This window comes from Cellulomonas sp. KU4C (assembly GCF_056868065.1).
Map to the genome: position 1 here is coordinate 31294 of NZ_CP200322.1, position 23318 is coordinate 54611.

Below are 23318 nucleotides of genomic sequence, written 5' to 3' on the forward strand. Positions count from 1 at the left end.
TCAGGCCTTCTTCTGGCGGACGATCTGCTCCTGCTCGACCACGGTCTCCTCGTCGTCCGACTCCCCGCCGATGAGCGGCGAGCCGTCGTGCTTGAGGAAGTTCGACCGGAACGCGTCGACCGCGGCGGCCAGCTCGGCCTCGAGGTCGTCGCCGAGCTTGCCGGTCTCCGCGATGGTCGTCAGGACCGAGGTGTTGCGGCGCAGGTGGTCGAGCAGCTCGGACTCGAACCGGCGGACGTCCTCCACCGGCACGTCGTCGAGCTTGCCCTTGGTGCCCGTCCAGATGGAGGCGACCTGGTCCTCGACCGCGAACGGCGAGTACTGGGGCTGCTTGAGCAGCTCCATCAGGCGCGCACCACGGGTCAGCTGGGCGCGGGACGCGGCGTCCAGGTCGGACGCGAACATCGCGAACGCCTCGAGCGACCGGTACTGCGCGAGGTCCAGCTTCAGCGTGCCGGAGACCTGCTTCATCGCCTTGACCTGCGCGGCACCACCGACGCGGGACACCGAGATGCCCACGTCGACGGCCGGGCGCTGGTCCGCGTTGAACAGGTCCGACTGCAGGAAGATCTGCCCGTCGGTGATGGAGATGACGTTGGTCGGGATGTACGCCGAGACGTCGTTGGCCTTGGTCTCGATGAACGGCAGACCGGTCATCGAACCGCCACCGAGCTCGTCGGACAGCTTCGCGCAACGCTCCAGCAGGCGGGAGTGCAGGTAGAACACGTCGCCCGGGTACGCCTCGCGGCCCGGCGGGCGGCGCAGCAGCAGCGACACGGCGCGGTAGGCCTCGGCCTGCTTCGACAGGTCGTCGAACACGATGAGGACGTGCTTGCCGCCGTACATCCAGTGCTGGCCGATGGCCGAGCCGGTGTAGGGCGCGAGGTACTTGAAGCCGGCCGGGTCGGACGCGGGGGACGCGACGATCGTCGTGTACTCCAGGGCGCCGGCCTCCTCGAGCGCGCCGCGGACGGCGGCGATCGTGGAGCCCTTCTGGCCGATGGCGACGTAGATGCAGCGGACCTGCTTGTCCGGGTCGCCCGTCTCCCAGTTGGCCTTCTGGTTGAGGATCGTGTCGATCGCGATCGCGGTCTTGCCGGTCTGGCGGTCGCCGATGACGAGCTGCCGCTGGCCGCGGCCGATCGGGATCATCGAGTCGATGGCCTTGATGCCGGTCTGCAGCGGCTCGTGGACCGACTTGCGGGCCATGACGCCGGGGGCCTGCAGCTCGAGGGCGCGGCGACCCTCCGCGACGATCTCGCCGAGGCCGTCGATCGGCTGGCCGAGCGGGTCGACCACACGACCGAGGAACGCGTCACCGATCGGCACGGACAGGACCTCGCCGGTCCGGCGGACCTCCTGGCCCTCCTCGATGCCGGTGAACTCGCCGAGCACGATCACGCCGATCTCGCGGACGTCGAGGTTGAGCGCGAGGCCCAGCGTCCCGTCCTCGAAGCGCAGCAGCTCGTTGGCCATCGCGCCGGGCAGGCCCTCGACCCGCGCGATCCCGTCGCCGGCCAGCGTGACGCGACCGACCTCCTCGGCGGCGGCGCCGGTCGGCTCGTACGTCGTGACGAAGCTGTCCAGCGCGGCGCGGATGTCCTCCGGCCGGATCTGCAGCTCGCTCATGGCATCTCTCCTGTCGTGTCGCACGCGTCCTGCGTGCGCTTCCCACGTGGTCTGGGTCAGTGCGCCGGCCCGGCGGGAGCCGTCAGCTGGCAAGTCGTCGGCGGGCGTCGGCCAGCCGGGCGAGCACCGTCGCGTCGATCACCTCGGGGCCGACCTGCACGCGCAGGCCGCCGAGCACGTGCGGGTCCACTAGGACCTGCACCTGCATGTCGCGCCCGTAGGCGCGGCCGAGGATCTCGGCGAGCCGCTGCTGCTGGGCGGCGTCGAGCTCCGCGGCGCTCGTCACGGTCGCGACCGTGCGGTTGCGCCGCTCGGCGATGAGGTCGTCGAGGTGACCCAGCGTCGCCACGTACCGGCGGCCGCGCGGCGCCACGGCGGCCCGGCGCGCGAGCACCTGGGTCGCTGCGGCCCCGGAGCCGTTCAGCAGCTTGTCGACGAGGACGCCCCGCGCGTCGGCGTGGACCGTGTCGGTGTAGAGCAGCCGACGGACCTCGCGCTGGCCGGCGAGCGCACGACCGAGCCGGAACAGCTCGACCTGGACCTGGTCCAGGTCGCCGTCCGCCTCCGCCGACGCGAGCACGGCCGAGAAGGCCAGCTGCTCGACGGCGTCCGCGAGGTCGGCCTCGGCGGACCACCGCGCGGCGACCAGGTCGCCCGCGGCGGCCACGACGCGGGGGTCCGCGCCGGTGAGCAGCCGCGTGACGAGCGCGGTCTTCGCGGCGGCCTGCGCCGACGGGTCGGTCAGGGTGCGTCGCAACGAGCCGGACGAGTCCAGCGCGTCGACCAGCGTGAACAGCTGCTCGCCGAGCAGCCGACCCTGCGTGCCGGCCTCGCGCAGCACCGGCTCGAACCGGCCCTCCGCGGCGACCAGCGACGCCCGGCTCGTCCCGCGCATCAGTTCCCCTTACCCGCGGTCGCCGTGGTCTGGGCGTCGAGGTCGTCGAGGAACCGCTCCACGACGCGCGACCGACGCGCCTCGTCCGCGAGCGACTCGCCGACGATCTTGGAGGCGAGCTCCGTGGCGAGCGAGCCGACGTCCGCGCGCAGCTGGACGGACGCCTGCTGGCGCTCGGCCTCGATCTGCGCACGCGCGGTCTCGGCGATGCGCGCCTGCTCGGTGGTCGCCTTGTCGCGGGCCTCCGCGACGATCGCCGTGGCCTCGGTGCGCGCGTCCTCGCGGATGCGTGCGGCCTCGGTGCGGGCGTCCTGGAGCTGCTGCTCGTACTCGGCCTTCGCCGCGGCAGCCTCCTCCTGGGCGTGGGCTGCCTGGGCGAGCCCGCCCTCGATCTTCTCCGTGCGCTCGTCGAGCACCGCCTGGAACTTCGGCAGCACGAGCTTGTAGAAGACGGCGGCGATGACGACGAGCACGACGAACGACCAGAAGAGGTCGTAGCTGGCCGGGACCAGCAGACGCCAGCCCTCGACCGTCTCGGTCTCCGCGGCCTGGATGCTCGCCGCGGGGAGCGCGGCGACGATCACGTGAAGAGGAAGCCGGTGATGAGGCCGAGGAGGCCGAGGACCTCGACGAAGGCCACACCGATGAACATGGTGGTCCGGAGCTGGCCGGCGACCTCGGGCTGGCGCGCCATGCCCTCGACGGTCTTGCCGATCAGGATGCCGAGGCCGATGCCCGGGCCGAGCACCGCGAGGCCGTAGCCGACGGTCGCGATGTTGCCCGAGATGGCGTTCTCGGCCGCAAGGATGACGCTGGGGTCCGCGAGAAGAGACACGCTGTGCTCGTTCCTTCCGTTTGGCCGCCGTCCGGTCGGGCGGCGGTCGTCTCAAGGGGCGCCGGGCCACGAGGGCCCTGCGCGGGGTGGTGCTGGGTCAGTGCTCCTCTTCGACCGACTGGCTGAGGTACACAGCCGTCAGGACGACGAAGATGTAGGCCTGCAGCGCGGCGACGAACACCTCGAACAGGGTGATGGCGAAGCCGCCGACGAGCGTGAGGGCACCGAACGGCATCAGCGCGCCGCTGCCCGAGTCGATCAGCAGGAACTGCGTGGCCGCGAAGCAGAGGACCAGCATCAGGTGGCCGGCGACCATGTTCGCCATGAGCCGGATGGCCAGCGTGGCGGGTCGCATCACGAACACCTGGAGGAACTCCACCGGCGTCAGCAGCACGTACAGCGGCCACGGGACGCCGGGCGGGAACAGCGAGCTCTTGAGGAACCCGCCGAGGCCGTGGGCGCGGACGCCGGCGCCGAGGTACATCGCGTAGACCCAGAGGGCCAGCATGATCGGCAGGCCGATCAGCGAGGTGCCCGCGATGTTCAGGCCCGGGATCACGCCGGTGATGTTGAACGCGAGGACCGCGAAGAACAGCGTCGTGAGGAAGGCGACGTACTTGTGCGCCTTCTCCTTGCCGATGATGTCCTCGGCGACGTTGACGCGGACGAAGTCGAGCAGCAGCTCGGCGACGTTCTGGCCGCGGCGCGGCACGAGCCGCGCGCGGCGGGCCGCGACGACCATGAGCACGAGCAGCACGGCCACGGCGACGAAGCGCACGACCTGGAGTCGGTTGATCTCGTAGAACGTGTCCTCGAACCAGATGGCCGGGGGGAAGAACTCCGCGATCGACGGCTGGTGGAACCCGGACTCGCCTTCGGCTGCGAGCGGCAGGATCGTCGCAAGGCTGGACAGAGCAGTCTCCTGTAGGTCGAAGGCTCCGGCGGGCGTTCCCAGGAAGGGTCACGCCACCGGGACCCGGCCGTCGTGGGTGGTTCGGCTGGAAGCCTAGCCTACGGAATCAGATGGTCCTGTCCGGGTCGTCCGTATTCGGGACCTCGGTCCCAGACCCGGCGGGCGTCACGTAGGGCACCCTGCCGCGCGCGACCGCCCGGTAGTCGAGCAGGGCGGAGCCGATCACGGCCACCGCCACGACGACGGCGAGCACGTACCGGTCGTAGAAGTCCATGCCCCGCAGCACCGCGAGCAGGACGATGACCACGGCCAGCTTGCCGAGCCAGGTGCCCATGATGACGGCCATCATCGTGCCCGGGGCGGTGCCCGACGTCTTCAGCATCGACAGCGTGGTCGCGCCGGAGAACACCAGCGCGATGCCCGCGCCGATCAGCGCGCCCCACACGCCGGGCAGGCCGGCGACGAGGTAGCCGACGAGGGAGCCGAGGACGGCGACGCCGACCACCAGCACGACCATGTCGCGCAGGGCCCGGCGGAACACCGCGGCGGCCTCGGGGCTGTCACCCGGTCGGGGGGTGGGCTCGGGGGTCGTCGTCATCGCAGGTCCGTCCTCGGTCCGTGGTCGGGCAGGGGGTGCGGCCCGGAGGCGTGCCGCGGGGTCTCGGGGGGTCCGGGCGTGCGCCCGCGCAGCGGGCCGAGCGTCAGCAGCAGCGCCGCGACGACGCCGAGGCCCAGGCCCACCAGCACGGCGGTGGTGGAGAACCACACGAGCGCGGTCGCGGCGCCGGTGAACACCGCGGTCCACACGTACAGGATGACGACCGCGCGCCGGTGGGAGTGGCCGAGGGCGAGCATCCGGTGGTGCAGGTGCATCCGGTCCGGGTGGAACGGCGACTTGCCCGACCCCACGCGGCGGATCACCGCGAGGCCCATGTCGAGCAGGGGCAGCAGCAGCACCGCCAGCGGCAGCAGGATCGGCAGGAACGCCGGGAACGACTGGCGCGTGTTCACCACGGCCAGGTCGATCTGCCCGGTGACCTGGATGCCCGCGGCGGCGATGACCAGGCCGATCAGCATCGACCCGGAGTCGCCCATGAAGATGCGCGCGGGGTTGAAGTTGTGAGGCAGGAACCCGAGGCACGCGCCCACCAGCAGCGCGATGATCAGCGTCGCCAGGCTCGAGTAGTCGCCGGGCGAGCCCTCGCGGGTCAGCTGGTAGGAGTAGAGGAAGAACCCGGTGCCGCCGATCGCGATCAGCCCGGCCGCGAGCCCGTCCAGCCCGTCGACGAAGTTCACCGCGTTCATCGCGACCACCACGGTCAGCACCGTGAGGCCGAGCCACACCCGGCTGGACCCGACGATCACGCCGTCGATCGGCAGCTGGTAGAGCGTCAGGCCCTGCCAGGCCATCACGAACGCGGCGAGCACCTGGCCGACCAGCTTGGTCATCCAGTCGAGGTCCCAGATGTCGTCCGCCACGCCGAGCGCGCACACCATCGTGGCGGCGGCGGCGATGCCGATGATCGGGCGCGGGTTGTCGAACACGTCCTGCAGGAACGGCAGCCGGCTGGCCATCAGCAGGCCCACCATGATCCCGGCCCACATCGCCAGCCCGCCGAGGCGCGGCGTCGGGATCGAGTGCACGTCCCGCGACCGCACCGCGGTGATGGCACCCCAGCGCAGGGCGCACCACCGGGCGACCGGCGTCATCAGGTAGGTGGCCGCCGCGGCGATGAGCAGCAGCAGCAGGTACGCCCTCACCGGCCGGGGTCACCCACCACCGACGGCACGACCTCACGGAGCCGCTCCAGGCTGATCGCGCCCTGGCGGACGACGCGGAGCCCGTCACCCGTCGCGTCCACGATCGTCGAGGCGACCTGCCCCGGCGTGCGGCCGCCGTCGAGGTACACCTGGACGCGGTCGCCGAGCTGCTCGCGGGCCTCCTCGACCTCCAGCGCCGACGGCTGGCCCGTCCGGTTCGCGCTGGACACGGCCATCGGGCCGGTCCGGCTCAGCAGCGCCAGCGCCGCGGGGTGGTCGGGCACGCGCAGCGCGACGGTGCCGTGCGTGTCGCCCAGGTCCCACATCAGCGAGGGCTGCGCGACGCAGATGATGGTCAGCCCGCCGGGCCAGAACGCCTCGGCGAGGTCGCGCGCGGCGGCGGGCACGCCCATCGCGAGGCCGTCCAGCGTCCGCACGTCCGGCATCAGCACCGGCGGGGGCATCTGGCGGCCGCGGCCCTTGGCGGCCAGCAGCGCGGCCACGGCCTCGGGCGTGAACGCGTCCGCCCCGATGCCGTAGACGGTGTCGGTCGGCAGCACGACGAGCCCACCGCGCGAGACGGTGTGCACGGCGGCGTCGAGGGCCGGGCCCCAGGTCGCGGGGTCGGTGGCGTCGAGCGCGGCGGCGGCAGTCACGGCTGCGAGTGTCCCACGCCCGGCTGGGCGGTCGGTCGCGGCTCGCCCGGGCCGGGGTCGGGGCGGGTCGTGGCGCGGCGGCGGGCGACGAGCATCCGGGGGCGGCCGGTCAGGTCCGGCCGCGACTCGACGGCCTCGAACGCCCCCGTCGCCTCGGCGGCCTCCCGGGCAGCGGCGTCCTGCACCTCCGCGTGCTCCATCACCAGCAGGCCGCCCGGCACGAGCAGCCGGGCCGCGGCGGCCAGCACGGCGCGCGGCACCGCCAGGCCGTCCGCTCCCCCGCCGTACAGCGCGAGGTCGGGATCGTGGTCGCGGACCTCGGGGTCCACCGGCACCGCGTCCGGCGGGATGTACGGCGGGTTCGACACGACCACGTCGACGGTGCCGTCCAGGTCGGCCAGCAGGGTCGGGTCGGTGACGTCGCCGAGCTCGACGCGCATCGTGAGCGAGCCGGAGGCGCCGCTGTTGTGCCGGGTCAGCGCGACGGCCTCCGGGGAGGCGTCCACGGCGACGACGCGCGCGCCGGGCACCTCCGTGTCCACCGACAGGGCGATGCCGCCGGCGCCGCAGCACAGGTCCACGACCAGCGGGGTGCGGCCCTCGGTGGCCAGGCGCGCGGCCTCGTCCACGGCGACCTGCGCGACGACCTCCGTCTCGGGCCGCGGGACGAACACCCCGGGCTCGACCCGCAGCGTCAGGTACCGGAACACGGTCGACCCGACGATGTGCTGCAGCGGCTCGCGCCGGCGACGCCGGTCCACGAGGTCCGCGAACTCCTCGGTGAACCCGTCCGGCACCGGGGGCGGCAGCACGAGGTCGACGCGGGGCAGCCCGAGCGCGTACGCCGCCAGCGCGGTCGCGTCGTGCCGCGGCGAGCCCACGCCGGCGTCCGCGAGCACCCGGGTCGCGCCCTCGACGAGCGCGCGCAGCGAGGGCGCGTCCGTCGCCGTCACGCCTGCTCCCCCGCCGCCGCGAGCTGCGCCGCCTCGTCCGCGTCGACGGCCGACTGGACGACCGGGCCGAGGTCGCCGTCCAGCACGGCGTCGAGGTTGTACGCCTTGTAGCCGGTGCGGTGGTCCGCGATCCGGTTCTCCGGGTAGTTGTACGTCCGGATCCGCTCGGAGCGGTCGACGGTGCGCACCTGCGACCGGCGGGCCTCGCTCGCGGCGGCCGCGGCCTCCTCCTGGCGGGCCGCCAGGATCCGGGCCCGCAGCACGCGCATCGCCTGCTCGCGGTTCTGCAGCTGGGACTTCTCGTTCTGCATCGACACGACGATGCCGGTCGGCAGGTGGGTGATCCGGACCGCGGAGTCGGTGGTGTTCACCGACTGGCCGCCCGGCCCGGACGACCGGTAGACGTCGATCCGCAGGTCGTTCGGGTCGATCTCGACCTCGCCCGGGTCGTCGACCTCGGGGAACACGAGCACACCCGCGGCCGAGGTGTGGATCCGGCCCTGGGACTCCGTCACGGGCACCCGCTGGACGCGGTGCACGCCGCCCTCGTACTTCAGGCTCGCCCAGACGCCGTCGGCGGGGTCGGTGACCGACCCGCGCGCCTTCACGGCGACCTGGACGTCCTTGAAGCCGCCGAGGTCGGACTCGGTCGCCTCGATCGTCTCGGTCCGCCACCCCCGGCGCTCGGCGTACCGCAGGTACATCCGCAGCAGGTCGCCGGCGAACAGCGCCGACTCCTCGCCGCCCTCGCCCGCCTTGATCTCCAGGATGACGTCGCGCGCGTCGTCGGGGTCGCGCGGCACCAGGACGCGGCGCAGCCGCTCGGCGGCCTGCTCCTCCGCGGCGGCGAGCGACGGCAGCTCGGCGGCGAACGCCTCGTCCTCCTGCGCGAGCTCGCGGGCGTCGGCCAGGTCGTCGGCGGCCGCCCGCCACGCCCCGTGCGCCTGCGCGACCCGGCCGAGCTCGGCGTACCGGCGGCCCAGGTTCCGGGCCAGCGCCTGGTCCGCGTGCACCGCCGGGTCCGCGAGCTGCTGCTCGATCCGGGCGTGCTCGTCCAGCAACGGACGTGCTGCGGCGAACGGGTCGCTCATCGCTGTCTCCTGTCGGGCGCCGCCGGCCGCAGCCGGGACGCACCCTCGACCCACCGGGGCGGGAAGGGCCCCGGACATGCGAAGACGCCGGTGACCGCGGTCCGCGAGGGACCGCCGGTCACCGGCGTCGAGGTCGCTAGTTGGCCGACTTCTTGCCGTAGCGCGCCTCGAACCGGGCCACGCGGCCACCGGTGTCGAGGATCTTCTGCTTGCCCGTGTAGAACGGGTGGCAGGCGCTGCACACGTCGGCCCGGATCTCACCGGAGGTCGAGGTGGAGCGCGTGGTGAACGTGTTGCCACAGGTGCAGGTCACCTGGGTCACCACGTACTCGGGGTGGATGTCAGTCTTCACAGGTGTTCTCCTCGGGGAAGGGCCTCCGGGTCGTGCACGTGAGCCGTGACACGTGAACCGCAGACCGACGGAACAGTCTGCCAGAACAGCGGCCGGGCGCGAAATCTTCCCGGCGGTCCGGAGTCCGCCGCCGACGCCCCTACGCTGGGCGCCATGCTCCGTATCGGCCTGGTGATCGACGACGGCCTCGACCGACCGGACGGGGTGCAGCAGATCGTGCTCACGCTCGGCCGGCGGCTGACCGCCCTGGGCCACGAGGTGCACTACCTGACCTCCGCCACCACCCGCACCGACCTGCCGCACCTGCACGTGCTCGGACGCACGGTGTCGGTGAAGTTCAACGGCAACCGGCTGGGCACCCCGCTGCCCGCGTCCCGCGCCCGGATCCGGCGCCTGCTCGCCGACGTCCCGTTCGACGTCCTGCACGTGACGATGCCGTACAGCCCGGTGCTCGCCGGCCGGGTGGTGTCCGCGGCCGGTCCGCGGACCGCGGTGGTCGGGTCGTTCGTCATCTACCCGCAGGACGCGGCGACCCGGTGGGGCATCCGCGTGCTCGGCCGCCTGGAGCGACGGCGGCTGCGGCGGTTCGACGCGATCAGCGCCCTGTCGGAGGCCGCGCGCGGCTCGGTGCGCGAGGCGTACGGCCGCGACGTGCCGGTGATCGGCGGCCCCGTCGAGCTCGGCGCCGGCACCGCACCCGCGCGCACGCCCGACCCGGACGCGCCCGTGCGGATCGTGTTCCTCGGCCGGCTGGTCGAGCGCAAGGGGCCGCGCGAGCTGCTCGACGCCGCCGCCGCGATGCCGCGCACCCGCCCCTGGACGCTGACGCTCGCCGGCCGCGGGCCGCTGCTGGCCGACCTGCGCGCGCGGGCCGCCGCCGCGGGGATCGCCGACCGGGTCGACTTCCCCGGGTTCGTCGCCGAGGAGGACAAGGCCGCGCTGCTCGCGGGGGCCGACGTGGTCGCGCTGCCGTCCACCGGCGGCGAGAGCTTCGGGATGTCGGTGGTCGAGGCGCTGGCCGACGCGGGCGGGGTGGTGCTCGCCGGCGACAACCCCGGCTACCGCACGCCGATGGCCGGGCTCGAGGACCAGCTCGTGGACCCGCGCGACACCGCGGCGTTCGCCCGCACGCTGGCGCGCTGGGTCGACGACGCGGACGCGCGGGTCGCGGCGGTGGCGCCGCAGCGCGCGGCGGCGCGGCGGTTCGACGCCGACGAGATCACCCGGCAGACGCTCACCTGGTACGACGAGGCGCTGGCGCGGCGCCGCGGCTGACCCGGGACCGGACGCGCCGCCGCTGACCGGGGCCCGGACGCGCCGCGGGGCGGCACCCCCGTGGAGGTACCGCCCCGCCGCGTCCGACTGCGTCAGTCGTCGTTCTTGCCGCCCGTGCCGGGCGAGGTCTTCTGGACCTGGAGCAGGAACTCGACGTTGCTCCGCGTGTCCCGCAGCTTGCCGAGCAGCAGCTCGATCGCCTGCTGCTGGTCGAGGCCGCCGAGGACCCGACGGAAGCTTCCAGACGATCTTGAGCTCGTCCGGGGCGATGAGGATCTCCTCGCGCCGGGTGCCGGACTGGTTGACGTCCACGGCCGGGAAGATCCGCTTGTCCGCCAGCGACCGGGACAGCCGCAGCTCCATGTTCCCGGTGCCCTTGAACTCCTCGAAGATGACCTCGTCCATCTTGGAGCCGGTCTCCACCAGCGCCGAGGCGAGGATCGTCAGCGAGCCGCCGTTCTCGATGTTGCGCGCCGCACCGAAGAACCGCTTCGGCGGGTACAGCGCGGACGCGTCCACGCCACCGGACAGGATCCGCCCGGAGGCCGGGGCCGCCAGGTTGTACGCGCGGGACAGCCGGGTCAGCGAGTCGAGCAGCACCACGACGTCCTGGCCGAGCTCGACCAGCCGCTTGGCCCGCTCGATCGCCAGCTCCGCGACCATCGTGTGGTCCGACGCGGGCCGGTCGAAGGTCGAGGCGATGACCTCGCCCTTCACGGTCCGCTCCATGTCGGTGACCTCCTCGGGGCGCTCGTCGACGAGCACGACCATGAGGTGGACCTCGGGGTTGTTCGCGGTGATCGCGTTGGCGATCTGCTGCATGATGATCGTCTTGCCGGCCTTCGGGGGCGCGACGATGAGGCCGCGCTGGCCCTTGCCGATCGGTGCGACGATGTCGATGACGCGCGGCGTCAGCTGGTGCGGGTCGTTCTCGAGGCGCAGCCGGTCCTGCGGGTACAGCGGCGTGAGCTTGGAGAACTCCGGGCGCTGACGCGCCTGGTCCGGCGACATGCCGTTCACCGTGTCGAGGCGCACGAGGGCGTTGGCCTTGTTCGGCCGTCCGCCCTGGCCCTGCGGCTGGGCCTCCCCCTCGCGCGGCGCGCGCACGGCACCGGTGATCGCGTCGCCGCGCCGCAGCCCGGCCTTGCGGACCTGGCCGAGCGGCAGGTAGACGTCCGTGGCACCGGGCAGGTAGCCGGTCGTGCGCACGAACGCGTACGACTCCAGGACGTCGAGGATGCCCGCGATCGGGACCAGGACGTCGTCCTCGTCGATCTCGATCTCCTCGTAGGCGCCCGCGTCACCCGCGAGCGTGCCGCGCTGGCCGCGACCGCGCTGCTTGCGGCCGTCCCGGTCGCGGTACCGGTCGCGGGAGCGCCGGCGACGACCGCCGCGCTCCTCGTCGTCCTGCTGGTCCTGGCCGCGCTGCTCCTGCGGCTGCTGGTCCTGCGGGCGCTGGTCGGGGGTGCGCTGGTCAGCTCGCTGGTCGGCGGTGCGCTGGTCCTGCGGGCGCTGCTCGGGACCGCGCTGCTGGCCGCCGTCGGCCTGCCCGCGGGACTGGTCCTGCGTGCGCTGCTGGCGCTGTCCGTCGCGCGCGCCGCGGCCCTCGCGGTCGCCGCCGGACGTCGGGCCCTCGGGGAGGGTGACGTCCACGGTCGGCGCCCCGGCGCCGCGACCGGCACGCCGGGAGCGGCGCTCGCCGGCGCCGTCCGACCCGCGGGCGGGCCGGTCCTCGGCGGGCTGGGCGTGCTGCCGGCTGTCGAGAGCGGCCTCCAGCCCGGCGAGCACGTCGACCGCGCGGCCGCGTGCCTCGGTGCCGCGCGCCTCGGTGCCACGGGCCTCGGTGCCACGGGCCTCGGCGGCGGGGGTCTCGGAGCCGGCTGCCTCGGAGCCGCGGGCCTCGGCGGGCGGCGCCGCGGACTCGGCGCGCGCGGAGCGGCGTCGACCCGCGCGCGGGGCGTCCTCGGCGGCGGGGACGGACGGGGCCGTCGCCGGCGCGGTGCTCGTCGAGGCCGAGGACGTCGGCGCGGCGGCGGGGGCGGCGTCGCCCTCGGGCCGGCCCGCGTCGCGGGTCGCGGAGCGGCGGGCGCGTCCGGTACCGGCGCCGTCCTTGGCCGTGATGGCCTCGACCAGGTCGCTCTTGCGCATCCGGGACGTCCCGGTCACGCCGAGCTGCGCGGCCAGGGCCTGGAAGCTCGGGCATCCGCATCGCCGCGATGGCGCCGCTCCGGCTGGAGCCGCCGGAGACGGTGCTCACGGCGGGCTCGATGGTTTCTGTCACGAAGGACCCTTCCCCCTCGTCAGGGACCGGCACCCGCGTTCGGGGCGCGATCCGTGTCCGGCCCTCGAACGGGTCCGGCACGTCTGGTGTGGCCGCACCGGTCGCGCAGGAGCGTCGACGTGGGTGGGCTGGACGTTCCCGGTCTCGGATCACGTGGGACCCGGGCCCTTTCCGCGGGGCGGGGCACCTGAGCGGCGCTGCACCGGAAGAAGGCTGAGCGGATATCAGGACGAGGTCCGGGGAACCCCCGCAGCATAGCACCGCGGGGGTTCAGGCCAGGCGGCGCCAGGTCGCCCCGGTGGGGTCGATCCCCAGGTGCACGATGCGCCAGCCGCCCATCGCCCCGCCGAACACCCGCTCCAGCGCGTCGTCCGCGTCCGTCGGGGTGGTGGCGGGGTCCGCGATCTCACCCGCTGCCCGCGCCAGCACGAGGACCGTGGGCCCCGCCCCGGACACGACCGCGGCCACGCCACGGGCGCGCAGCGCGTCCACGAGGGCCATGCTCTCGGCCATCACCGGTCGCCGGTACCCCTGGTGGAGCCGGTCCTCGGTCGCGGGCAGCAGCAGGTCGGGACGCCTGCCGAGCGCCTCGACGAGCAGCGCCGACCGGCCCGCCTGGAACGCCGCGTCGCCGTGCGGCACCTGGGCGGGGAGCACCCCGCGGGCGTGCGACGTCGCGAGGCGGGTGCCGGGGACCACCGCGATCGGCAGCACCGTCGGGTCGACCGGCAGCCGTGCCGCGTGCACGCCGGAGCCGGCCGGCTCCGTGTCCGACCAGGCCACCGTCGCGCCGCCGAGCAGCGCGGGGGCGGCGTTGTCGGGGTGCCCCTCGAGCTCCGTCGCCAGGCGCAGGACCACGTCGTCGTCGAGCGACTCCGGCTCGGAGACCAGCGCCCGCGCCGCGAGCAGCCCGGCGACGACCGCGGCCGCGGACGACCCCAGGCCCCGGCCGTGCGGGATGCGGTTGCGGCAGGTCAGGTGCAGGCCGGTCTGCGGGGCGCCGACGTGGTCGAGGGCGTGCCGCAGCGCCCGGACCACGAGGTGGTCCTCGCCGCCCGGCACCTCGTCCGCGCCCTCGCCGACGACGTCCACGACGACGTCCGCCGACCCGAGCGCCCGGACCTCGACGTCGTCGTACAGGGCGAGCGCCAGGCCGAGCGCGTCGAACCCCGGCCCGAGGTTGGCGCTCGTCGCGGGGACGCGGACGCGCGCCCGGTCGGATCCCAGTCGCATCGCGGGCTCAGCCCAGGCCGAGCGCGGCGGCGATCTCCACCACGTCCGGTCGGACGCGCGTCGTCTCGACGTCGGAGCCGTCGGCGGTGCGCAGCGCCCACTGCGGGTCCTTGAGCCCGTGGCCCGTGACGGTGACGACGATGCGCGCGCCCGCGTGCACCCGACCCTGCTCGGCGAGCTTGAGGATGCCCGCCACGCCCGCGGCGGACGCCGGCTCGACGAACACGCCGACCTGGGAGGACAGCACGCGGTGCGCCGCGAGGATCTCGTCGTCGGTCACGGCCTCGATCAGGCCGCCGGACAGGTCGCGCGCGGCCTCGGCCTGCGTCCACGACGCCGGGTTGCCGATCCGGATGGCCGTCGCGATGGTCTCCGGCTCGGTGATCGGGTAGCCCGCGACGATCGGCGCGGCCCCGGCCGCCTGGAAGCCCCACATGATCGGGGTGTGCGTGGCGACGGCGTCGTGCTCGGCGCCCGCGTCGAGGCCCGCGTACTCGCGGAATCCCTTCCAGTACGCGGTGATGTTGCCGGCGTTGCCGACGGGCAGCGCGTGGATGTCCGGGGCGTCGCCGAGGGCGTCGACGATCTCGAACGCGCCCGTCTTCTGGCCCTCGATGCGGTCGGGGTTGACGGAGTTCACGAGCTCCACCGGGTACGCCTCCGCGAGCTTGCGCGCGGCGACCAGGCAGTCGTCGAAGTTCCCGTCGACCTGGAGCAGGCGCGCGCCGTGCGCGACGGCCTGGCTGAGCTTGCCCATCGCGATCTTGCCGTCCGGCACGAGCACCGCGCAGACCATGCCCGCGGCGGTGGCGTACGCGGCGGCGGACGCCGACGTGTTGCCGGTGGACGCGCAGACGACGGCCTTCGCCCCGCGGCCGGCGGCCGCCGAGATCGCGGTGGTCATGCCGCGGTCCTTGAACGAGCCCGTCGGGTTCATCCCCTCGACCTTGACGAACACCTCCGCGCCGGTGAGGGCCGACAGCGCGGGCGCCTCGACGAGCGGCGTGCCGCCCTCCCCCAGCGTCACGACGTGCTGCTGCACGTGGGCGGGCAGCCGGTCGGCGTACTCGCGGATCACGCCGCGCCACTGGTGTGCCATCAGGCTCCCTCGACTCGCAGGACGGACACGACCGCGCGCACGGAGGCGAGGTCGTCGATCGCGGCGACGGTGGCGGCCAGCGCGGCCTCCGGCGCCTCGTGCGTGGTGATGACGAGGCGGGCGACGCCCGGGGCCTCGTCGGTGCTGGCGCCGTCGGCGGGCGACTGGCGCACCGCCTCGATCGACACGCCGTGCTCGGCGAGCACCGCGGACACCTGGGCGAGCACGCCCGGCCGGTCGTCGACGTCGAGCCGCACCTGGTAGCGGGTCCGCGCCGACTCGGCGGGCAGCACGGGCAGCGCCGCGTACCAGGACTCCGCGGGACCGCGGCCCCCGTGCACCCGGTGCCGCGCGGCGGACACGACGTCGCCGAGCACCGCGGACGCCGTCGGCGCACCACCGGCCCCGCGGCCGTAGAACATGAGCTCGCCGGCGGCCTCGGCCTCGACGAACACGGCGTTGAACGCGCCGCGCACGCCCGCGAGCGGGTGGGTCAGCGGCACGAGCGCCGGGTGGACCCGGACCTGGACGCCGTCCCGGCCGTCCTCGGCTGTGCGCCGGTCGGCGATGGCGAGCAGCTTGATGACGTGCCCGGTGCGCGCGGCCCACGCGACGTCGTCCGCGGTGACGGACATGATCCCCTGGCGGTCGACGTCGTCGATCGACACCCGGGTGTGGAACGCGAGCGAGGCGAGGATCGCGGCCTTCGCGGCGGCGTCGTAGCCCTCGACGTCGGCGGTCGGGTCGGCCTCCGCGTACCCGAGCGCCTGCGCCTCGGCCACCGCGTCCGCGAGCCTCCATGCCCTCGGTCGCCATGCGGTCGAGCACGTAGTTGGTGGTGCCGTTGACGATGCCGAGCACGCGGTGCACGCGGTCGCCCGTGAGCGACTCGCGGACCGGTCGGACCAGGGGGATGGCACCCGCGACCGCGGCCTCGAAGTAGAGGTCGACCCCGGCGGAGTCGGCCGCCTGGTAGAGCGTCGGGCCGTCCTCGGCGAGCAGGGCCTTGTTCGCGGTCACGACCGCCGCGCCGTGCTCGATCGCCCGGAGCAGCAGGGACCGGGCGGGCTCGATCCCGCCGACGACCTCGACGACGACGTCCGCGCGCGCCACCAGGCCGTCCGCGTCGGAGGTCAGCAGCGCCCGGTCGACGACGGGGTCGCGCGGGGCGTCCACGTCGCGGACGGCGACGCCGACGAGCTCCAGCGGCGCTCCCACGCGGGCCGCGAGGTCCTGCGCCTGCGTCGTGAGCAGCCGGACGACCTCGGTCCCGACGACGCCGCAGCCGAGCAGGGCCACGCGCACGGCGGGCCGGTCGCCGGAAGGCGTGGCGGGTCGGACGGTCTGGTCACGTGCGGTCACCGCGTGCACCTCTTCGCTCACACCCGGTCGCGCCGGGCCTGCTGGGGCGGGGTCCGGCGCGACAGCGCCCGACCGACCCACAGGATAGGGGGCGAGGGTCGCCCGGCCGTCGCACATCCACACCGTGGGCCGACGCGCTACCGGTGCCGGGTCACGACGCGGCCTCGAGGGACCTCCGGAAGCTCGCGGAGCCGCGCTTCGAACGGGGCGAGGTCGTGCGTCACGTGTCGCGGACCGCGTCACGATCAACGGAGAAGTACCCGTGGGCGATCCGGTTGCGCATCGCCCGGATCGACGAGCGCTCCTCGCCGCACACGGCGTCCTGGAGGTCCCTGGGCAACCGGACCACGCAGTCGATGGCGACCGAGAGCCGCAGACAGGTCGCGTCGAAGCCAGTCGGCTGGTCCATTCCGAGCTCGGCCACGTGGTCGTGCAGCACCTCGAGGTGCAGCAGGGCCTCGTCGACGAGCGCGAGCGACCTCGCGGCGCTCACAGCGCGACCGCCTGCACGGTTGCCGCCACGTGCGGCTTGATCATCCGCGCCGGGATGATGTCGACGGGGCGCCCTGACAGCTCGGCGAGCTCGACCTCCATACGACCTAGTGAGAGCAGCCCGGTCCCCGGGTCGAGGTCGACCAGCAGGTCGACGTCCGACTCCGGCCCGTCCTCCCCTCGCGCCACGGACCCGAACACCCGCACGTTCGTCCCGCCGTTGCGCGCGGCCGCGGCGACGATCGCGTCCCGGTGGCGTCCCAGGACCCGGCTGAGCATCGTCTCCGGGGCGGGTGCGTCGGTGGGCGCGTGCGGACCACCGTGCGCGAGCGCGACGTCGCCGGGCGCGTGGACGAGGTCCACCCGGTGCAGCAGCCGACCGACCTCGGGCTGGCTGCGGCCGAGCGCGGCGGCGATCCGGCGCTGGCTCCAGCCCAGTCCGGCCGCCTGCCGCGCGGCGGTCACGAGCGACCGCGACGCCTCGGCCCGCAGCCGGTCCGCGCGTGCGGCCGTGTCCGCCAGGTAGGCGCCGAACGCCTGCTCGACCGGGGAACCGGGGGCCGTCCCGCCCGGCGTCCGCCCGTCGCTCCCCCGGTCGCCCGGCCCGCCACCGCCCGTCTCGACCCCGTCCGACCCGTCACCGTCCGCCATGTCGACCTCCGTCCCGTCACGACCGGCCAGCCCGCGTCGTGAGAGCACATGCTGTCACCGCAGTTCACCGCGCGGAACCCCCACTTTCGAGCCTGGGGAGGGACGGGGCGCCGGGGCACGTCGTCGCGCGCCGCGTCAGCCGAGGTCGAGCGCCAGCAGGTCGTCCTCGGTCTCGCGGCGCACCAGCACGCGCGTCGACCCGTCGCGCACGGCCACGACCGGCGGGCGCGGCACGTGGTTGTAGGTCGAGGCCATCGACCGCCCGTAGGCGCCGGTCGCCGCGACGGCCAGCAGGTCGCCGGGCGCGACGTCGGCGGGCAGCTGCACCTCGTGCACGACGACGTCGCCGCTCTCGCAGTGCTTGCCGACGACCCGGGCGAGCACGGTCCGCTCCGCGCCCGGTCGGCCGACGAGGGCCGCGTGGTAGTGCGCGCCGTAGAGCGCGGGCCGGATGTTGTCGCTCATGCCGCCGTCCACCGCGACGTACAGCCGGGTCCGGCCGTCCTCGGTGGTGACCGGCTTGACGGTACCGACGGTGTAGAGGGTCAGCGTGGTCGGGCCGACGACCGCGCGGCCGGGCTCGAACGACAGCCGCGGCACGGGCGTGCCGAGCGTCGCGCACGCCTCGTCGACGGCCGCGGCGAGGTCCTTCGCGACGCGCTCGGGGTCGAGCGGCACCTCCCCCGGCAGGTACGCGATGCCGAAGCCGCCGCCCAGGTCGACCTCGGGCACGAGGTACCCGGTGCGCGCGGCGAGGTCGGCGCGCAGGCCGAGGACGCTGCGGGCGGCGACGGCGAACCCGGCGGGGTCGAGGATCTGCGACCCGATGTGCGAGTGGATGCCGAGCAGACGCAGCTCGGGGTGGTCGAGCACGGCCGTGAGCGCGGTCATCGCGGGGCTGTCCCCGCCGGCGGCCGGTGCGGCGACGGACAGGCCGAACTTCTGGTCCTCGTGCGCCGTGGAGATGTACTCGTGCCCGCCGGCGTGCACGCCCGTGGTCACGCGGACCATCACGGGTGCGGGGGGCGCGCCGTCCCCGCGGGCGCGGACGGCCGCGACGACGCGGTCGACCTCGCCGAGCGAGTCGACGATCAGCCGCCCGACTCCGGCGTCGAGCGCGCGGGCGATCTCGGCGTCCGACTTGTTGTTGCCGTGCAGGCCGATGTCGGCGCCGGGGACCCCGGCGCGCAGCGCGACGGCGAGCTCCCCGCCGGTGGCCGTGTCGACGCGCAGCCCCTCCTCGTGCGCCCAGCGGGCGACCGCGACGGACAGGAACGCCTTGCCGGCGTAGTAGACGTCGGTCTCGGCCCCGATCCCCGCGAAGGCGCCCGCCAGCGCGGTGCGCCAGGCGCGCGCCCGTGCCCGGAAGTCGGCCTCGTCCAGCACGTAGGCCGGGGTCCCCTGCGCCGAGGCGAGGTCGCGGACGTCCACGCCCGCGACCCGCACGGCCCCGTCGGCGCCCCGGACCGCGTGCGCGGGCCACGGGCTCCCGAGCGGCGAGGCGACGGTCACTTCCGCTCCGGCGCGCTGACCCCGAGCATCGCGAGACCGTTGGCGAGCACCTGCCGGGTGGCGTCGTTCAGCCACAGGCGCGTGCGGTGCACGTCCGAGACCTCCTCGTCGCCGAACGGCATGACGCGGCGCTGCTCGTACCACTTCTGGTAGGCACCGGCGAGCTCCTCGAGGTACCGGGCGACGCGGTGCGGCTCGCGCAGCTCCGCGGCCTGGGCCACGATCCGCGGCAGCTCGGCGATGTGCCCGAGCAGCGCGGCCTCGGTCGGGTGGTCGAGCAGCGACGCGTCGAACCCGTCCTCGCGGCGCACCCCGGCCTCGGCGGCGTTGCGCGCGACCGAGCAGGTCCGGGCGTGCGCGTACTGCACGTAGTGGACCGGGTTCTCGTTGGTGGCGCTGGCCAGCAGGTCGAGGTCCAGGTCGATGGACGAGTCCGCCGAGGACCGCGCCAGGGCGTACCGCGCGGCGTCGACGCCCACGGCGTCCACCAGGTCCTCGAGGGTGACGACCGTGCCCGCGCGCTTGCTCATCCGCATCGGCTGGCCGTCGCGGACCAGGTTGACCATCTGGCCGATCAGGATCTCGAGGTTGACGCCCGGGGTGTCGCCGAACGCGGCGCACATCGCCATCATCCGGCCGATGTACCCGTGGTGGTCGGCGCCGAGCATGATGATGACGCGGTCGAACCCGCGCTCGCGCTTGTCCAGGTAGTAGGCCAGGTCGCCCGCGATGTACGCGGCCTCGCCGTCGGACTTGACGATGACGCGGTCCTTGTCGTCGCCGAAGTCGGTGGTCCGCAGCCAGGTCGCGCCGTCGGCCTCGAAGATGTGGCCGTTCTCGCGCAGGCGGGCGACCGCGCGGTCGACGGCGCCGGTCTCGTGCAGCGTGTCCTCGTGGAAGTAGACGTCGAAGTCGACGCCGAACTCGTGCAGCGCCTGCTTGATCTCGCCGAACATCAGCTCGACGCCGCGGGCGCGGAACGCCTCCTGCGCCTCGGCGTCGGGCAGCGTGCGGGGGTCGGGCTCGCCGGCGGCGACGGCCTGCTCGATCACGGCGTCGGCGATGTCGGCGATGTACTGGCCGCCGTAGCCGTCCTCCGGCGCCTCCTCGCCCTTCGCGCGGGCGAGCAGGGAGCGGGCGAACCGGTCGATCTGCGCGCCGTGGTCGTTGAAGTAGTACTCGCGGCCGACCCGGGCGCCGGACGCCTCGAGCACGCGCGCGAGGCTGTCGCCGACCGCGGCCCAGCGGACGCCGCCGATGTGGATCGGGCCGGTGGGGTTCGCGGACACGAACTCGAGGTTGATGCTCTGGCCCGCGAGCGACGTGCCGTGGCCGTACGTGGCGCCGGCCTCGACGACGGAGCGCGCGAGCTCGCCCGCGGCGGCCGCGTCGAGCGTGATGTTGAGGAACCCGGGGCCGGCGACGTCGACCTTCGCGACGCCCGGGGCGTCGGCGAGGCGGCGCGCGAGCTCCTCGGCGAAGGCCCGCGGGTTGGTGCCGGCCTTCTTGGCGAGCTGCAGCGCGACGTTGGTGGCCCAGTCGCCGTGCTCGCGCTGCCGGGGTCGCTCCACGTGCACGGTGGCGGGCAGGTCGGCGGCGTCCAGGGCGAAGGTCCCGTCGGCGACGGCGCCCGCGAGGGCGGCGCGCAGGGACTCGGAGAAGCTCAGCGGGGGTCACCGGACAAGCGTAGCGAGACCGCGCCCGTGCCTCAGACCTCGCGCGGGGCCCGCGGACCCCAGGTGTCCTCGAGCATCACCGGCCGGCAGGCCACGGTCGCCGCGCCCAGGAGCACCACGAGCGTGCCGAGCAGGAACAGCAGGGCCGCGGTCCAGCCGCCGGTCGCGTCGTACAGGACGCCGATCAGCAGCGGGCCGGTGCCGGCGATCGCGTACCCGACGCCCTGCGTGAACCCGGACAGCGAGGCCGCGCCGGCCGCGGTGCGGGTGCGCAAGTTGATGAGGGCGAGCAGCACGGGGAACGCGCCGGGCCCGAACCCGCCGAGCAGGATCCACAGCCACACCGGGCCGCCCGGCGCGAGCAGCAGACCGACGTAGGACGCCGCGAAGCACGCGACGAAGAACACGACGAGCCCGATCGGGTTGCGCATCCGGGCCGCCGCGATCGGCGCCACCAGCGCGGGCGGCAGCCCGAGGATCGCGAACACCGACAGCCAGATCCCGGCGTCGTGCGGCGACGTGCCGCCGTCGATGAGGATCTGCGGCAGCCACGCGAACATCGCGTACGAGTCGAGCGAGTTCATCGCGAAGGTCACCGCCATCCCCCACGCCAGCGGGCTGCGCCACACCCGGCCGCCGGCGCGGTGCCGGGACGTCAGCGCGGGCGTGGTCGCCGGCGCCCGGCGCAGCAGGCCGGACAGCTGCGTGCGCGCCGCCGCGGACCGCACCACGACGACCAGCCACGGCGCCGCCGCCAGGACGCCGACGACGGCCCAGATCGACAGCGACGTCCGCCACCCCAGCCGCTCGGCGACCGGGACGGCGAGCAGGGCGGGCAGCGCGGTGCTGAACGACATCGTCACCGAGTAGATCGACGTGACCACGCCGATCCGGTCCGGGAAGTACCGCTTCACCACCGGCGGCAGCAGCACGTTGCCCATGCCCATCCCGGCCAGCGCGATCACCGACCAGCCGAGGAACCCCACGGCGGTCGACGTGCCGGAGCGCACGATCTCGCCCGTGACGGACAGCAGCATCGCCGCGATCAGCAGCGGCTCCAGGCCCACCCGCCGCGCGAGCACCGGCGTCAGCGACCCGAACACCGCGAACGAGACGACCGGGATGGTCCCCAGCAGCCCGGCCTCGGTCGCGGACAGCGCCACGTCCGCCCGCACCAGGTCGAGGATCGGTGACACCGACGCGACCGCGATCCGCAGGTTCAGCGCGACCAGCACCACCCCGAGCAGGACGACGCGGCGGCCCCGCCACGGTGCGGGCAGGGCGGCGGACGGGGATGCAGACGACATGCGACCTCGGGGACGGGGGTGGCGAGGGCGCGCGGCGGTGGGCGCTGGCGGACGGGTGCCGGGTTCGTGTTGAATCGCGGCACAACTGACCAGGGAGACTACTCCGCATGACGCGACGCACCGGCCTCATCGACGCGACGGTGGCGCAGCTCCGCACGCGCATCACGTCCGGGGAGTGGCCCGTCGGCACCCGCATCCCGCCGGAGCCCCGGCTGGTCGAGCTGCTCGGCGTCGGCCGCAACACCGTGCGCGAGGCCGTGCAGTCCCTGGTGCACGCGGGTCTGGTCGAGCGGCGGCAGGGCTCCGGCACCTACGTGCTGTCCGCGTCCGAGCTCGCGGTGAGCATGGGCCGGCAGATCGCCGACGCCCGGCAGCGCGACGTCATCGAGGTCCGCCGCAGCCTGGAGGTCGAGGCCGCCCGGCTCGCCGCCCGGCGCCGCACCACGAGCGACGTGGCGACGATCACGACGCTGCGCGACGAGCGCGCCGAGGCGTACCGCTCCGGGGCGCTGGACCGGATGGTCGCCGCCGACCTGGCGCTGCACCGCGCCATCGCGCGCGCCGCCCGCAACCCCGTGCTGCTGTCGATGTACGAGAACCTGGTCGGCGCGATCACCGACAACATCCGGTTCAACTTCGCGCAGATCCTGCAGGACGGCGACAACCACGACGCGCTCGTGGAGGCCATCGTCGCCGGCGACGACCGCCGCGCGGTCGAGGAGACGACGTCGTACCTGTCCGGGCTGCTCGGGGAGGACTGAAGGGCTGGTAGTCTCGTGCCTCGCGCCGATCGGTCACGGTCGAGCGGTGCGGTCCGCCCTCGTCAGCCAGTGGATAGAGCGTCTGCCTCCGGAGCAGAAGGTCGTAGGTTCGAATCCTATCGAGGGCACGTACGCACGAAGGCCCGGCACCCACGAGGTGCCGGGCCTTCGTCGTCCTCCGCGAGGGCGTCTGCCGCTACCAGCCCGCGACGTTCCGCAGCCCGTGCGACGGCGTGAGCCGCACCAGGGTCGACCCGAGCGCGTCGGACAGCTCGACGCCCACCGAGGCGCTCCGCCCGCGCTGGTGGCGGGCGACCCACTCGAACACCTCGAGCGCGTCGTCCACGTCGACCAGCCGCCACCGCTCGGCGGCGGCGCCGCGTCCGGCGGCGAACTCGACGAGGTAGGTCGGGGCGTCGACCTGCACCCCCGTGTACCGCGTGCCCACGTCGCGCACCGTCTGCATGGTCGTCCTCCTCGTCGTGGCGGTGGACGCGAGTCTGCGCGGGCCCGGTGAACGCGGGGCGACCGCGCGGCGACGACGACCGGGCCGCCGGCTGTCGACCAGCGCCGCCCGGCCGTCG

21 protein-coding genes, 1 tRNA gene and 2 pseudogenes are annotated in these 23318 nt (G+C 74.5%); 3 read left to right on the top strand and 21 right to left on the bottom strand.

The features are described 5' to 3' along the window. From atpA to rpmE, 11 genes are all read right to left on the bottom strand, one after another. The gene (gene atpA, locus AC1VL8_RS00130; protein ID WP_389230616.1) at positions 1 to 1629 is read right to left on the bottom strand and encodes a F0F1 ATP synthase subunit alpha; all 1629 of its coding nucleotides are present in this window, start codon (positions 1627 to 1629) and stop codon (positions 1 to 3) included. An 82-nt stretch (positions 1630 to 1711) separates the two neighbouring features. Beyond that, entirely contained in the window at positions 1712 to 2524 is an 813-nt protein-coding gene (locus AC1VL8_RS00135) for a F0F1 ATP synthase subunit delta (protein ID WP_389230619.1), read from the bottom strand. Beyond that, positions 2524 to 3108, bottom strand: coding sequence for a F0F1 ATP synthase subunit B (locus AC1VL8_RS00140; RefSeq protein ID WP_389230622.1), 585 nt, complete (start codon positions 3106 to 3108; stop codon positions 2524 to 2526). Before AC1VL8_RS00140 ends, AC1VL8_RS00135 begins: the two co-directional genes overlap by 1 nt. Continuing rightward, positions 3105 to 3359: an ATP synthase F0 subunit C gene (atpE, locus tag AC1VL8_RS00145; RefSeq protein ID WP_275406264.1), complete on the bottom strand. Its 255-nt coding sequence runs from the start codon at positions 3357 to 3359 to the stop codon at positions 3105 to 3107. The genes AC1VL8_RS00140 and atpE overlap by 4 nt, the downstream gene beginning before the upstream one ends. 97 nt (positions 3360 to 3456) lie before the next feature. Further along, positions 3457 to 4314, bottom strand: coding sequence for a F0F1 ATP synthase subunit A (atpB, locus tag AC1VL8_RS00150; protein ID WP_389232556.1), 858 nt, complete (start codon positions 4312 to 4314; stop codon positions 3457 to 3459). Positions 4315 to 4378: 64 nt separating this feature from the next. Then, positions 4379 to 4870: a Cg1360 family ATP-synthase-associated protein gene (locus tag AC1VL8_RS00155; protein ID WP_389230625.1), complete on the bottom strand. Its 492-nt coding sequence runs from the start codon at positions 4868 to 4870 to the stop codon at positions 4379 to 4381. Next, on the bottom strand, positions 4867 to 6033 hold the full coding sequence (locus AC1VL8_RS00160; RefSeq protein WP_483073672.1) for an MraY family glycosyltransferase: 1167 nt from the start codon (positions 6031 to 6033) through the stop codon (positions 4867 to 4869). Before AC1VL8_RS00160 ends, AC1VL8_RS00155 begins: the two co-directional genes overlap by 4 nt. Beyond that, the gene (locus AC1VL8_RS00165) at positions 6030 to 6689 is read right to left on the bottom strand and encodes an L-threonylcarbamoyladenylate synthase (protein WP_389230631.1); all 660 of its coding nucleotides are present in this window, start codon (positions 6687 to 6689) and stop codon (positions 6030 to 6032) included. Before AC1VL8_RS00165 ends, AC1VL8_RS00160 begins: the two co-directional genes overlap by 4 nt. Further along, positions 6686 to 7642, bottom strand: coding sequence for a peptide chain release factor N(5)-glutamine methyltransferase (gene prmC, locus AC1VL8_RS00170; protein ID WP_389230634.1), 957 nt, complete (start codon positions 7640 to 7642; stop codon positions 6686 to 6688). Before prmC ends, AC1VL8_RS00165 begins: the two co-directional genes overlap by 4 nt. After that, a complete protein-coding gene (gene prfA / locus AC1VL8_RS00175; RefSeq protein WP_483073673.1) occupies positions 7639 to 8733 on the bottom strand; it encodes a peptide chain release factor 1 in 1095 nt (364 codons plus the stop codon). Before prfA ends, prmC begins: the two co-directional genes overlap by 4 nt. A 136-nt stretch (positions 8734 to 8869) precedes the next feature. Beyond that, positions 8870 to 9085, bottom strand: coding sequence for a 50S ribosomal protein L31 (rpmE, locus tag AC1VL8_RS00180; RefSeq protein WP_389230640.1), 216 nt, complete (start codon positions 9083 to 9085; stop codon positions 8870 to 8872). A gap of 153 nt (positions 9086 to 9238) precedes the next feature. Between rpmE and AC1VL8_RS00185 the strand changes: the two genes are divergently transcribed. Further along, positions 9239 to 10360, top strand: coding sequence for a glycosyltransferase family 4 protein (locus AC1VL8_RS00185; protein WP_389230643.1), 1122 nt, complete (start codon positions 9239 to 9241; stop codon positions 10358 to 10360). A 92-nt stretch (positions 10361 to 10452) separates the two neighbouring features. On the opposite strand, the pseudogene rho reads toward AC1VL8_RS00185, so the two are convergent. The 9 genes and pseudogenes from rho to AC1VL8_RS00230 form a co-directional block, all read right to left on the bottom strand. Next, positions 10453 to 12544: pseudogene (gene rho, locus AC1VL8_RS00190) on the bottom strand (transcription termination factor Rho). Positions 12545 to 12911: 367 nt separating this feature from the next. Next, positions 12912 to 13874 carry a homoserine kinase gene (thrB, locus tag AC1VL8_RS00195; protein ID WP_389230649.1) on the bottom strand — a complete coding sequence of 321 codons (963 nt, stop codon included), beginning with the start codon at positions 13872 to 13874 and terminating at the stop codon, positions 12912 to 12914. Between the two features lie 7 nt (positions 13875 to 13881). Beyond that, positions 13882 to 14973: a threonine synthase gene (gene thrC, locus AC1VL8_RS00200; protein WP_483073674.1), complete on the bottom strand. Its 1092-nt coding sequence runs from the start codon at positions 14971 to 14973 to the stop codon at positions 13882 to 13884. Beyond that, positions 14973 to 16335 (bottom strand): annotated as a pseudogene (locus AC1VL8_RS00205) (homoserine dehydrogenase). The gene thrC and the pseudogene AC1VL8_RS00205 overlap by 1 nt, the downstream one beginning before the upstream one ends. A gap of 220 nt (positions 16336 to 16555) precedes the next feature. After that, positions 16556 to 16828 carry a HepT-like ribonuclease domain-containing protein gene (locus AC1VL8_RS00210; RefSeq protein ID WP_483073675.1) on the bottom strand — a complete coding sequence of 91 codons (273 nt, stop codon included), beginning with the start codon at positions 16826 to 16828 and terminating at the stop codon, positions 16556 to 16558. Beyond that, a complete protein-coding gene (locus tag AC1VL8_RS00215) occupies positions 16825 to 17478 on the bottom strand; it encodes a nucleotidyltransferase domain-containing protein (RefSeq protein WP_483073676.1) in 654 nt (217 codons plus the stop codon). Before AC1VL8_RS00215 ends, AC1VL8_RS00210 begins: the two co-directional genes overlap by 4 nt. 135 nt (positions 17479 to 17613) lie before the next feature. Further along, a complete protein-coding gene (gene lysA / locus AC1VL8_RS00220; RefSeq protein WP_483073677.1) occupies positions 17614 to 18990 on the bottom strand; it encodes a diaminopimelate decarboxylase in 1377 nt (458 codons plus the stop codon). Continuing rightward, positions 18987 to 20657 (bottom strand): arginine--tRNA ligase, encoded by a 1671-nt coding sequence (gene argS / locus AC1VL8_RS00225; RefSeq protein WP_483076161.1) that lies wholly within the window; start codon positions 20655 to 20657, stop codon positions 18987 to 18989. Before argS ends, lysA begins: the two co-directional genes overlap by 4 nt. Positions 20658 to 20698: 41 nt before the next feature. Then, the gene (locus tag AC1VL8_RS00230; RefSeq protein ID WP_483073678.1) at positions 20699 to 21973 is read right to left on the bottom strand and encodes a CynX/NimT family MFS transporter; all 1275 of its coding nucleotides are present in this window, start codon (positions 21971 to 21973) and stop codon (positions 20699 to 20701) included. Between the two features lie 107 nt (positions 21974 to 22080). On the opposite strand from AC1VL8_RS00230, the gene AC1VL8_RS00235 reads away from it, so the two are divergent. Then, positions 22081 to 22734 (top strand): FadR/GntR family transcriptional regulator, encoded by a 654-nt coding sequence (locus tag AC1VL8_RS00235; RefSeq protein WP_389230675.1) that lies wholly within the window; start codon positions 22081 to 22083, stop codon positions 22732 to 22734. 55 nt (positions 22735 to 22789) lie between these two features. Then, a tRNA-Arg gene (locus tag AC1VL8_RS00240) sits at positions 22790 to 22862 on the top strand. A gap of 68 nt (positions 22863 to 22930) precedes the next feature. Here the strand turns inward: AC1VL8_RS00240 and AC1VL8_RS00245 are convergent. After that, positions 22931 to 23200, bottom strand: a complete 270-nt coding sequence (locus tag AC1VL8_RS00245; protein ID WP_483073679.1) for a hypothetical protein — start codon at positions 23198 to 23200, stop codon at positions 22931 to 22933. Between the last annotated feature and the right edge of the window lie 118 nt (positions 23201 to 23318).

Bases quoted from the DNA above. Each gene is read 5' to 3' on its own strand.
- atpA (WP_389230616.1), bottom strand. From the start codon at position 1,629: ATGAGCGAGCTGCAGATCCGGCCGGAGGACATCCGCGCCGCGCTGGAC.
- AC1VL8_RS00135 (WP_389230619.1), bottom strand. From the start codon at position 2,524: ATGCGCGGGACGAGCCGGGCGTCGCTGGTCGCCGCGGAGGGCCGGTTC.
- AC1VL8_RS00155 (WP_389230625.1), bottom strand. From the start codon at position 4,870: ATGACGACGACCCCCGAGCCCACCCCCCGACCGGGTGACAGCCCCGAG.
- prfA (WP_483073673.1), bottom strand. From the start codon at position 8,733: ATGAGCGACCCGTTCGCCGCAGCACGTCCGTTGCTGGACGAGCACGCC.
- AC1VL8_RS00185 (WP_389230643.1), top strand. From the start codon at position 9,239: ATGCTCCGTATCGGCCTGGTGATCGACGACGGCCTCGACCGACCGGAC.
- thrB (WP_389230649.1), bottom strand. From the start codon at position 13,874: ATGCGACTGGGATCCGACCGGGCGCGCGTCCGCGTCCCCGCGACGAGC.
- thrC (WP_483073674.1), bottom strand. From the start codon at position 14,973: ATGGCACACCAGTGGCGCGGCGTGATCCGCGAGTACGCCGACCGGCTG.
- AC1VL8_RS00215 (WP_483073676.1), bottom strand. From the start codon at position 17,478: ATGGCGGACGGTGACGGGTCGGACGGGGTCGAGACGGGCGGTGGCGGG.
- AC1VL8_RS00230 (WP_483073678.1), bottom strand. From the start codon at position 21,973: ATGTCGTCTGCATCCCCGTCCGCCGCCCTGCCCGCACCGTGGCGGGGC.
- AC1VL8_RS00235 (WP_389230675.1), top strand. From the start codon at position 22,081: ATGACGCGACGCACCGGCCTCATCGACGCGACGGTGGCGCAGCTCCGC.
- AC1VL8_RS00245 (WP_483073679.1), bottom strand. From the start codon at position 23,200: ATGCAGACGGTGCGCGACGTGGGCACGCGGTACACGGGGGTGCAGGTC.